An 11,131-nucleotide genomic window follows, 5' to 3' on the forward strand; every position below is an offset into this window, starting at 1 on the left:
ATCTATATGGCCGGGAGGAGATGCGCATGACTATCATTTTGCGCCTTTCAGCTTCTGCTTGAGCGGTTCGAGCCATGCCGGCGCAGGAGCGGCGACCTTTACTTGCTCGCTTGTCCAAGGGTGGGGAAACACGAGCGACTCCCCATGCAGCGCTTGATGCTTTATGTATCTCATATCTCCGCCGTAGAGCGAATCGCCGAGCAGCGGATTGCCTTTATACGCCATATGGACGCGGATCTGGTGCGTCCGGCCGGTTTCGAGCCGCAAACGAAGCAGCGACGCCGTCCCCCACCGTTCCGCCAGCTCGTAATGGGTGACCGCCTTATCGCCCCGCGGCGTGACGATGCGCCGGGAGGAATGATGCCGGTCCTTGCCGATCGGCTCGTCCACGGTGCCGGACGGCGGAAGCGGCTTGCCGTTCACGACGGCCAAATAACGGCGGTCGATCCGCTTCTCCCGCATCGCTTCGTCCAGCCGAAGCTGGGCCAATTCGCATTTGGCGTAGAGCACCGGCCCGGACGTATCGTCGTCCAAACGGTGAATATGGCGGAGCGGCAAAGGGTCGCCGGCATCCAGCGCATGCCCGGCGGCGGCGATATCCAGCGTGCCGGTCTGTCCGGGATACGATTCGTGTACCGGCATGCCCGCCGGCTTGTACAGCACGACGCAAAAATCGTCTTCGTACAACGCCTCGGCGCGGGGAGCGCCGCCGGCAGCCGCCGTCCGGTACAACGAATCCCGGCCGGGATCAACGGCCGGGAAAGCGAGAAGACGAAGAGCTTCGCCATGCCAGCGGATGCCTCCGACCGAGAACAGCCGTCCCAGCCATTTCGGCGGGAGATCCGTATGCTGCAGCAGCCAGAGCCGGACGGCATGGGGATGCGTGCCCGGCGCAAGCGGCTCCGCGCCCGCGGCGGCCGCAACCGAACCGATGCAAAGCTCCAGCCACTCTCCTTCCCGCCGATAGGTCTCCATGTTCATTGGAATCCCCCGCTACAGCCGGCTTAACGCTTCGTCGTGCGCGGCAATGGTAGCGTCGATATCCTCGTTCGTATGCACCGCCGATACGAACATGCCTTCAAATTGGGAAGGCGCAATGTTAATTCCCAAATCGAGCATATGGCTGAAATACGTTTTGAACCGTTCCAAATCCGACGTTCTGGCCGTCTCGAAATTGATGACGAACTTCTCCGTAAAGAACGGGCACACCATCGAGCCGACGCGGTTAATCGTTACCGGCACGCCGTGCTTGCGGGCGTTCGCCTCGAATCCAAGCTGCAGGCGGGCCGCTTGGCGTTCGAGAAGCTCGTACGTTTCTTTCGTGAGCAGCTTGAGCGTCGTATATCCTGCCGCCATCGCAAGCGGATTGCCGGAAAGCGTGCCCGCCTGATAAATCGGGCCGACAGGCGCGATCATCTCCATAATTTCCCGTTTGCCGCCGTACGCCCCGACAGGCAAGCCGCCGCCGATCACTTTGCCGAAGCAGGTCAAATCCGGCTCGATGCCGTACAAGCCTTGCGCGCAGCCATAAGCGACGCGGAAGCCGGTCATCACCTCGTCAAATACGAGCAGGCTGCCGTACTGGCGGGTAATGTCGCGCAAGCCTTGCAGAAACCCGGGCAGCGGCGGAACGACGCCCATATTGCCGGCCACCGGTTCGACGATCACGCAGGCGATCTCTTCGCCGAACCGCTCGAACGCAAGCTTCACCGACTCCAGATCGTTATAAGGCACCGCAATCGTTTGCGCCGCCACATGCTCGGGTACGCCCGGGCTGTCCGGCAGTCCCAGCGTTGCCACGCCGGAACCGGCTTTAATAAGCAAACTGTCCGCGTGCCCGTGATACGAGCCTTCGAACTTCAATATTTTATTGCGTTTCGTGTAGCCGCGGGCAAGGCGCAGCGCGCTCATCGTCGCTTCGGTGCCCGAATTGACCATCCGCACGATGTCGACGGATTTGACGCGGCTTGCCACCTCCTCGGCCATCAGCGTCTCCAGCTCGGTCGGCGCGCCGAAGCTGGTGCCCTTCTCCGCCGTGCGCTTGATCGCGTCCACAACCTCCGGATGGGCGTGCCCCATAATGAGCGGTCCCCAGGAAGCGACGTAATCGATATAGCCGTTGCCGTCGATATCGTAAATGCGGCTTCCTTCGCCGCTCTCCATATAAACCGGGTTAAGCCCGACCGATTTAAAAGCGCGTACCGGGCTGTTAACCCCGCCGGGAAGCACCTCTTTCGCCCTGGCGAACGCTTCCCGAGAGCGCGCGTCGTTTCTTGCGCCTATCCGTCCATTCATCCGTTATCGCTCCTCCCGCAGCCATCTTGCCGCATCTTTTGCGTGATACGTAATAATAATATCCGCTCCCGCGCGTTTCATGCCGAGCAGCGTCTCCAGCACCGTCGTGCGCTCGTCGATCCAGCCGTTGCCGGCAGCCGCCTTAACCATCGAATATTCGCCGCTCACATTGTAGGCGACTATAGGCAGATCGAATTGCTCCTTCAACGTCTTAATCACGTCCATATACGCAAGCGCCGGCTTCACCATCAGCATATCGGCGCCTTCGGTTACGTCCGAATCCGCCTCGCGCAGCGCTTCTCGCACGTTCGCCGGATCCATCTGGTACGTCTTGCGGTCGCCGAATTGGGGAGCGGACTGCGCCGCTTCGCGGAACGGCCCGTAGAAGGAGGATGCATATTTCACCGAATACGACATGATCGGAATATGCGTAAAGCCCGCTTCGTCGAGGCCGGCGCGAATCGCGGCGACGAAGCCGTCCATCATATTGGAAGGCGCGATAATGTCCGCCCCCGCTTCCGCCTGCGACACGGCGGTCCGGACGAGCAGCTCGAGCGAGCTGTCGTTGTCGACGTCGGCGATGCCCGTTCTCGGATCGTGATGAATCAAGCCGCAATGGCCGTGATCGGTAAACTCGCACAGGCATGTGTCGGCAACCACAAGCATCTCCGGCGCCCAGCCTTTAATGGCCCGGATCGCTTGCTGCACGATCCCGTCCGCATCGTATGCGGACGTTCCGGCCGCGTCTTTGTGCTCCGGTATGCCGAACAGCAGGACGCTGCTAATGCCCGCATCGATGACGTCGCGGATTTCTTCCTCCAGCCGGTCGAGCGAATAATGGTATACGCCCGGCATCGACGGAATTTCCCGCTTCACGTTCGTACCGTAAGTAACAAATAACGGATATATAAATTGGTCCGCCCGAAGCGCCGTCTCTCGGACCATGCTGCGAAGTGCAGCCGTCCTGCGCAATCTGCGGTGCCGTTCAATTGGGAATGTCATAATGGATAGCCTCCTTTTTCAATCGGGCGAATAACGGCTTCGCCTCTATGCGGATTGTCGCTCAAAGGCATTGCCGCCACGCCTTTGCCAAGGCGGTTAACGAATGCTATTGCATTGCTTTCCGCTTCAGGTTATATTGGACAATCGCTTCGACTAACGCTTCGATGGTCGCTTCCTCCGGCTCGACCGCGACGTCGAGTCCGGCTGCCAATGCGGTTTTGGTCGTTTGCGGCCCGATGCTGGCAACCGGAATTCCGGCCAATAGCGAGGCCGGGTCGGCAACGCCGCTTCGCTTCAGCAGCTCGAGCAGATTCGTTACCGTGGAAGAGCTGGTGAATGTAATCAGATGAATCCGTTTTTCGAGAATGGCTTCAAGCGCGAACATGTCCTGATGCTCGGACAACGCCGTCTCGTACACGTCGACCGGAACGGCTTCGACGCCCTTCTCCGCCAGCTTGGCCGGAAGCACGTCGCGCGCCAGGTTGCCGCGCGGAATAAGCGCCCGCTGCCCCGGCGCAAGGCTTTCTTCCAGCGCCTCCGCCAGCCCTTCCGCTTGGAATTGGCCCGGCAGAACCGTAGGCACAAGCCCTTTCTCTTCTAATGCAGCCGCCGTCTTCGGTCCTACGGCGGCGATTCGCGCCGCATGGAAACGGCGAACGTCTACCCCAAGCCGCTTGATCCAGCGGAAAAAATAATCGACCCCGTTTACGCTCGTAAAGATAAGCCAATGGTAGCTTTCCGCTTGCGCAAGCGCCTTGCGGATCGCTTCTTCCTCCCGCTCGCCGCGCGTTTGGCGCGTTTCGATCACCGGGAACTCGCAAGGCTCTCCGCCCAGCTCCTCGATCGCCGCCGCCAGCTCGCTCGCCTGCGACCGGGCGCGGGTCACGAGCACCCGCGTGCCGAACAGCGGCTTCAGCTCGTACCATTTCAGCTTCTCCCGCTGGCTCACCACCTCGCCGACAACGATGACGGCGGGCGGCTCGAAGCCCGTTTCCTTCACAATCCGCTCGATCGATTCGAGCGTGCCGGTAACGGTCCGCTGCTCCGGGCGGGTGCCCCACCGTACAAGCGCGACCGGCGTATCGGCAGGCTTGCCGTGACGAATGAGCTGTTCCGCGATATAGCCGATTTTGGCTACGCCCATAAGAAAAATGAGCGTCCCCGTCGCATGGGTCACTTTGTCCCATTGAATGGACTTATCCAGCTTCTCCGGACTTTCGTGACCGGTAACGATCGACACCGACGACGCCATGTCGCGGTGGGTAACCGGTATGCCGGCATAGGCGGGAACCGAAATCGCCGACGTAATGCCCGGCACGATCTCGAATTCGACGCCGTTCTCGCGCAGCAGCTCGGCCTCTTCTCCGACCCGCCCGAAGATCGTCGGATCTCCTCCTTTCAGGCGGGTGACCGTCTTGCCTTGAAGCGCCAGATCGACAAGCAGCCGGTTAATCTCCTCCTGCTTCATCGTATGGCGGTCCGGAAGCTTGCCGACGTATATTTTGTCCGCTTCCGGCTTGACGTATTGGAGCAGTCTCGGACTAGCCAGCCTGTCGTAGACGACAACGTCGCTCCGCTTCAAACATTCCATGCCGCGAACCGTGATCAACCTTGGATCGCCGGGCCCCGCCCCCACCAAATAAACGATTCCCCTGTTCCCCATATTATCCTCCGTATTGCGCCAGAATCGCATCCGCCCCGCGCTCGCGGAGCGCCTCCGCAACGCTGATTCCTAGCCGCTCCGGGTCCGCCCCGGACTGCGTTTCCTTCAGCAGCCGCGAACCGTCGGGCGTCCCTACGATACCGGTCAGCTCCAGCACGGCCTCCGCTCCCGATCGATCGACCGTTGCATAGGCGCCGATCGGAACTTGGCAGCCGCCGTTCAACGTCCCGAGAAAGCTGCGTTCCGCTCTAACCGCGAGAGCCGTCACTTCGTCGTTCAAAAGCGCCAGCAGCTCCCTGACGGCCTCGTCGTTCTCGCGGCATTCGATGCCGAGCGATCCTTGCCCTACCGCCGGAATGCAAATGTCGGCCGGGATATAAGCGGATATTTTGTCCTCCCAGTCCATCCGCTTTAACCCTGCCGCGGCAAGGACGACAGCGTCGAAGCCTTCCGTCTCCAGCTTGCGGATGCGCGAGTCGATATTGCCGCGAACCGATTCCAGCTGAAGATCGGGCCGGTATGCTTTAAGCTGCGCGGCGCGCCGCAAGCTGCTTGTGCCGACCTTCGCGCCGGCCGGAAGCTCCGAGAGGCTAAGCCCCCCTTTCGACACGAGGCAATCCCGCGGATCGACCCGCTTCGGAATCGCTCCGTTCATCAAACCGGCCGGAAGCTCATACGGCATGTCTTTCATGCTGTGAACCGCCATGTCGATTTCCCCGTCGAGAAGCGCCTGCTCGATTTCTTTGACGAACAACCCTTTGCCGCCGACCTTGGATAACGTAACGTCCAGTATCCGGTCTCCTTTGGTCACGATTTTTTTAATCTCAAAATGATAGGGGAAGCCGTGCCGCTTGCATATGTCCCGAAGCTGCTCGATCACTTGCCCGGTTTGCGTCAGCGCAAGCGCGCTTTGCCTCGTTCCGACGATGATAGTCCGTTTCGTTTTTGTCTCTATTGTCGACACCCTCTTTATCGTTCTGTTAACTTCAGCAGCCGTTCCAGCCATCGTTCGACGGACTCGCCGGCTTCCTTAAACGGTTCTTCCTCTTCCGCGGCCATTCGCAATACGTCGCGCCGCCTGCTCTCGTCCGCCACCTTCTCCAGCGCAAGCTTGCGAAGCTCGCCAAGACGCCTTGTGTAACCGGCGTACTCCGGGCCGTACTTCTCCTCCAGCTCGCGCTTGATCCGCACGGCCAGGGAAGGGCTGGCCCCTGCGGCGGAAACGGCAATCATCAAATCGCCTCTGCGAACGACCGCCGGATTGATAAAATCGCCCCTTGCGGCATCATCCGCCGTCGCGACCCATATGCCGGCCCGGCCGGCGTCGGCCGCCACCCGCCCGTTCACCTGCGGATCGTCGGTCGCCGCAATGACAAGAGCTGCGCCGTTTATGTCCGGTTCGGCGTATCTTTTGCGAACGTAGCCTATTTCGCCCGCGGCCGCCAGACGCTCCAGCCTTTCGGTTAGCGCCGGACTGACCACGGTCACGCTGTCGGCCCCCGCTTCAAGCAGCCCCGCCACCTTCCGCTCAGCCACGCTCCCGCCGCCGACAACGACGCATCGTTTGCCTCGCAGCTGCAGCATTATCGGATAATAGCCATTCACAGCTTGTCTCCTCCACCATCCCAACATTCAATGAAACGACGAAAGGCCGTTCAAAAAAAAGCCGACAACCATAAACAAAAAAGAGACGATCTGGAGCTGCGACAGCTTCAGAGCCGGCCACTTGCCAAGCGAGCGCTGCACGACAAAAACGATGTAAAAAATAAAAGCGACAAACGTAAAAATAACTTTCCAATCGAGCAGCAGCGCATACCGGTTTTCGACCAGGATGGACGTAACCGCGACGGAAAGCGACAGCGCCAGCAGCGGCACGCCGATAATAACGGCCCTGTCCGAATACCGTCCGATCGTCTCCAGGCTCGGGAGCCTGCGCATCCGATCCGACCACTTCTTCCCCTTAAGCTGCTTATGAAGAAATAGGTACATGCCCGAGAACAAAGCGCCAAGCGTCAAAACCGCATATGCGCATAAAATTAGACTGATATGAACGTACAGCAAATTGCGCGTCGTCTCCCAGGACGAGATGGAAGCTCCGCTTCCTCCGCCGCTGTACAGGTTTAGAGCGAGCACCGCAAATCCGACGACATTTACGAAAAACACGATAAACTCGATATTGAAAAAACGGCTTATCACGACCGATATCGTCACGAGAAGCCAAGAAAAACCAAGCCAATATTCAAATGCCGTAATTTCGGAAAGATCCAGATGATGGACGATCCGAATAAGCAAATATGCAGTTTGCAAAACCCATACAAAAATCAACAGCCCTGCGCCTACCCGTCTTGCTCTCCGGTTGGCATCCATAAAATCGGAGAAGTAAAACAGAAGGCTCAGGGCATAAACATAAAGAATCGCATCATATAACCAATTCGCCGCATCCATATGTGCGCCTCCACATTACGGCTTCCTGAGCAAGCACCCTCCGGCGATCCTATGGCGTCATGGCCGCAAGCGCAGCGCGGGAAAGGGCAGCCAGCGATTTGCCTTCCGCACCGTTTTTCGAGCCGCCTTCGGCCGTGCCGGCGGCTTCCAGACGCTCCTCCAGCGCAAACAGCTTAACGAACAAATCCATCGCTTCGTCCGAGCGTTTCTCGCCGGCGATTTCCTTCATCCGGAGGATCGGATCTTGAATCATCTGATTCACCATGCTTTTCGTCAGCTTGCGGATCACCTTCAGTTCATGCTCATCCAAATCGGGAAGCTTGTTAGTCAAACTGTTGAATGTTTGCTCGTGTATCTCTTCCGCTTTCGACTGCAGCGCGCGAATGAGCGGCACTACGCCCAGCGTCTTGTACCAGCTGTTGAACTGTTCAATCTCCCGGTCGATCATCGTTTCGATCTTCACGGCCTCTTTGCGGCGCAGCTCAAGATTGCTCTCCACAATGCCTTCCAGATCGTCGATATCGTACAGGAACACGTTGTCCAGTTCGCCGATGGCAGGGTCCAGATCGCGCGGCACGGCGATATCGATCAAATAGAGCGGCCTGGACTTGCGGGCCTGCATAGCCGCCTCCACTTGGTCGCGGGTCAGCACATAACCTTTCGCGCCGGTGGAGCTGATCAAAATATCGACATTTTTCAGCCGCTCGACCGCCTCATCGAGGCTTAGCGCCCGGCCGTTCAGCTGCTTCGCCAAAGCGTCGGCTCTCTCGTACGTCCGGTTCGCGACGACGACGCCCTCGGCGCCGCTGGCGACCAGATGTTTGGCGGTCAGCTCGCTCGTTTCGCCAGCTCCGATAATCATAACGTTCTTCCGGTTGAACTGGCCGAAAATCCGTTTACCAAGCTCGACCGCGGCATAGCTGACCGAAACGGCCATCTCGCCGATTGCCGTTTCGGTGTGGGCCCGCTTGGCCAGCGTTACGGCTTGCTTGAACAGCATATTGAACAAAGTTCCCGTCGTCTTGCGGCTTTGCGCAAGCTGGAACGCTTCTTTGACCTGTCCGAGAATTTGCGTTTCGCCGATCACCATCGAGTCAAGTCCGCTTGTAACCCGGAACAAATGACGGATGGCGTATTCGTCTTCATGAATATATAAATGCCCGGTGAACTGCTGCCGCGGCAGTTGGAACCATTGCTCCATAAAACTGCGGATATAGTGGCCGCACATATGATGTCTATCCACTACCGCGTATAGCTCGGTACGGTTGCAGGTCGCAACAATGACACATTCGAGTATGCCGGTCGTTTGCTTAAGCTGCTGCAGCGCTTCCGGCAGATCGTTTTCCGAGAAAGCAAACCGCTCGCGGACTTCCACCGGCGCAGTCCGATAATTTAATCCTACAACCATTATGTGCATGCGCGACTTCACCTGCCTTTCCGTGCTTTATCATTGCGACTTGTAGCTATTTACATGGATAAGTATAACATAGTTCGACATTCATAAGGGGTTCATTTATGAATAATATTTGAAAAGCCTACATCCATTATTCCCCCAACATATAAAGAAAAAACCATGGAAGCATCCATGGTTATCCTGTCTAACGCAAAGCTTTATTATACAAGCTCGATTTGTTTCATATTCGGTTCTTCGACTTTAAGCTCGCCCATGCCGCGAACCAGCTTCTTCGCGTAAGCTTTCTCCGGCTTCAGGACGGACAGCATATAGTCGATGGCAAGCTGCGGATCCACCGTTTCACCGCATGTGTAACAATCCAACGCGGCAAAGCCTCTCTCAGGATAAGTATGGATGGAGAGATGACTTTCCGAAAGCAGTACAAGCACCGTTGCACCTTGAGGCTCAAATTGTTTCGATTGTACCGATAGTACGGTAGCGCCGCAGTTTTCAGCAGCCTCCACCATTTGGGCTTGCAAAAATTCAGCGTTGTTCAGCAGATCAAAATCTACACCCCAAGTGTCAACCGCAACGTGTCTTCCGAAAGTTGAATATTCCATCTTTCGGTTCCCCCTTCCTAGGAATAAAATGTTTAAAAAATTTCATCCGCTAGGACCTACGTCATTCACTTCCCGAGGGAATACTCTCTCGCAACATAACCATGTCCTGAGTGAATCCTGGTTCCTATTATGTTTGAAGCACTTTGTTTTCAACGAGATTAAAAATAACATCTATCGGGAAGAAATGCAATAGTTTTTTTTGGGGACAAGCATATATAAACAAAATCGCCCGCCGCGCCTGAATTTGCTATACGTTCATGCCGGTTTTCTACCGTCGGCCTGCCGTTATCCGGCCATATTGTTTTTGGCGTCTTCCGGGCTGTAAACGGATATGTGGTCCACTTTGCCCGATTCCTGCGGAATGACGAATTTCAGTTGATATTGATCGTTCACTTGATAAACGTAAATGTCGTCTCCGCCGTTTGCCGTTTGTTCGTCGGCTTTGCCGAGCGCCGCTTCAATATCGTCCAAACCGAGCGTCTGCAAGTCGGATGCGTATGAACGGACGTCGAATACGATCATCCCTTTGTTGTGCCCCGGTCCTCGTAAACGGCGTACATGCCTTTACCCGCCGTTTCGTTTTGGTCGGGTTTGCCCCACGCCTTTTCGATTTCGTCGTAAAGCGCAATATGCGCGGCGTAATCGCACCCCGGCACTTTGCCTTCTTTGGCCTCCTGAACGAGCTCGCCGATATCGGGCTTTTCCGCCGACGCCTCCCCGCTTGGGGACGGGGTCGGCTCCTGCGACGGATTGGCCGGAGACGGAGTTGAAGCGGGCGACTCGGACGGGACGGCGGTCGGATCGGCAGTCCCGCCCTTGTTATCGTTTCCGGAGCAGCCCCCTAGAGCGATAGCAGCCGCCAACACGGAAATTCCGATCAAATGGCGTATCGTCCAGCCGGACGTATAGTTGTTCATGATCTTCACTCTCCTTTGATAAACTTGACGCATACAAGTATCCGAAGGTTACAAGGAAAATATACACAAAAAAAGAAGAGCCGCCGGTCGGGCGGTTCTTCTTTCGAATCCGTCTAGAGGTTATTTAAGCTTCAAGCACAAACAATTGCTTCGACAATTCGGCTAACCGGCCGTCGATTCCGGCTCTTTCGGCGCTGTCCTTCGTTTGGTTCCTTAAGTCCAGCAGCTCGTTGATGGCGTCCATCACCCTGCCGATTTCGCGTTCGACAACGCGGCTTCGGAACAGATTTTCAAGCTGCATGACCGTGTTCCGGTATTGGAACACCACGCGCTTGCCGGAGGCCGTGCTTTCGACGATCTGGTAAACCGAACCGTTAACGTATCGGTAAATCATCGTAAAATTGGCATAAATGCGATTAACGACTGCGTCGCCGCGGAAAGCCGAGACGGCTTTGCGCATGGCATTGGTTAATTTCGGATGAACTAGGCGGCAGGAAACCTGGCATACGTACCGGTCCTGCTGACGTTCGAACGCCAGCTTAACCTCTTCCCTCCCTGCTACGTCTTCGAGTACCATCTCCTGATTCCCGTTCTCAAACACCTTCACTTGCAGGTGAAGCTGCTGTTCTTCGAACATCCGGACGAGGTTGGCCATCTCTTCGTGCGTTAACTGCAGTTTGGCGTTTACATACTCCGTGGCTAGCCGCTGAGCCATAAAAATCTCCTCAATTCTTTGAACTTACCTATTGGTTTAAAGCTTACCTCTATTATACTTGATCGGAGAACCGGATTCCTA

General features: G+C 56.9%; 10 protein-coding genes and 1 pseudogene. All 11 read right to left on the reverse strand.

Annotated elements, in window-relative coordinates; genetic code table 11:
- Positions 1 to 33: 33 nt before the first annotated feature.
- Positions 34 to 981 carry an RluA family pseudouridine synthase gene (locus ACFSW5_RS01130; RefSeq protein ID WP_379268804.1) on the reverse strand — a complete coding sequence of 316 codons (948 nt, stop codon included), beginning with the start codon at positions 979 to 981 and terminating at the stop codon, positions 34 to 36.
- Positions 982 to 993: 12 nt separating this feature from the next.
- The gene (hemL, locus tag ACFSW5_RS01135) at positions 994 to 2,295 is read right to left on the reverse strand and encodes a glutamate-1-semialdehyde 2,1-aminomutase (RefSeq protein ID WP_379268807.1); all 1,302 of its coding nucleotides are present in this window, start codon (positions 2,293 to 2,295) and stop codon (positions 994 to 996) included.
- A gap of 3 nt (positions 2,296 to 2,298) precedes the next feature.
- Positions 2,299 to 3,297: a porphobilinogen synthase gene (gene hemB / locus ACFSW5_RS01140; RefSeq protein ID WP_379268809.1), complete on the reverse strand. Its 999-nt coding sequence runs from the start codon at positions 3,295 to 3,297 to the stop codon at positions 2,299 to 2,301.
- 106 nt (positions 3,298 to 3,403) lie between these two features.
- A complete protein-coding gene (cobA, locus tag ACFSW5_RS01145) occupies positions 3,404 to 4,960 on the reverse strand; it encodes a uroporphyrinogen-III C-methyltransferase (RefSeq protein WP_379268811.1) in 1,557 nt (518 codons plus the stop codon).
- Between the two features lies 1 nt (position 4,961).
- Positions 4,962 to 5,924, reverse strand: coding sequence for a hydroxymethylbilane synthase (gene hemC / locus ACFSW5_RS01150; protein ID WP_379268813.1), 963 nt, complete (start codon positions 5,922 to 5,924; stop codon positions 4,962 to 4,964).
- A gap of 5 nt (positions 5,925 to 5,929) precedes the next feature.
- Positions 5,930 to 6,565: a precorrin-2 dehydrogenase/sirohydrochlorin ferrochelatase family protein gene (locus ACFSW5_RS01155; RefSeq protein WP_379268815.1), complete on the reverse strand. Its 636-nt coding sequence runs from the start codon at positions 6,563 to 6,565 to the stop codon at positions 5,930 to 5,932.
- Positions 6,566 to 6,592: 27 nt separating this feature from the next.
- Complete coding sequence (gene ccsA / locus ACFSW5_RS01160) at positions 6,593 to 7,405, reverse strand: cytochrome c biogenesis protein CcsA (RefSeq protein ID WP_379268818.1); 813 nt, start codon at positions 7,403 to 7,405, stop codon at positions 6,593 to 6,595.
- 49 nt (positions 7,406 to 7,454) lie between these two features.
- On the reverse strand, positions 7,455 to 8,822 hold the full coding sequence (gene hemA / locus ACFSW5_RS01165) for a glutamyl-tRNA reductase (protein ID WP_379268820.1): 1,368 nt from the start codon (positions 8,820 to 8,822) through the stop codon (positions 7,455 to 7,457).
- Between the two features lie 197 nt (positions 8,823 to 9,019).
- Positions 9,020 to 9,418, reverse strand: coding sequence for an adenosylmethionine decarboxylase (speD, locus tag ACFSW5_RS01170; protein WP_379268822.1), 399 nt, complete (start codon positions 9,416 to 9,418; stop codon positions 9,020 to 9,022).
- Between the two features lie 285 nt (positions 9,419 to 9,703).
- Positions 9,704 to 10,368: pseudogene (locus tag ACFSW5_RS01175) on the reverse strand (YjgB family protein).
- Positions 10,369 to 10,459: 91 nt separating this feature from the next.
- On the reverse strand, positions 10,460 to 11,050 hold the full coding sequence (locus ACFSW5_RS01180; RefSeq protein WP_379268825.1) for a non-ribosomal peptide synthetase module: 591 nt from the start codon (positions 11,048 to 11,050) through the stop codon (positions 10,460 to 10,462).
- Between the last annotated feature and the right edge of the window lie 81 nt (positions 11,051 to 11,131).

It is taken from the genome of Paenibacillus thailandensis, from assembly GCF_042685365.1.
GTDB lineage: Bacteria > Bacillota > Bacilli > Paenibacillales > Paenibacillaceae > Paenibacillus_AP > Paenibacillus_AP thailandensis.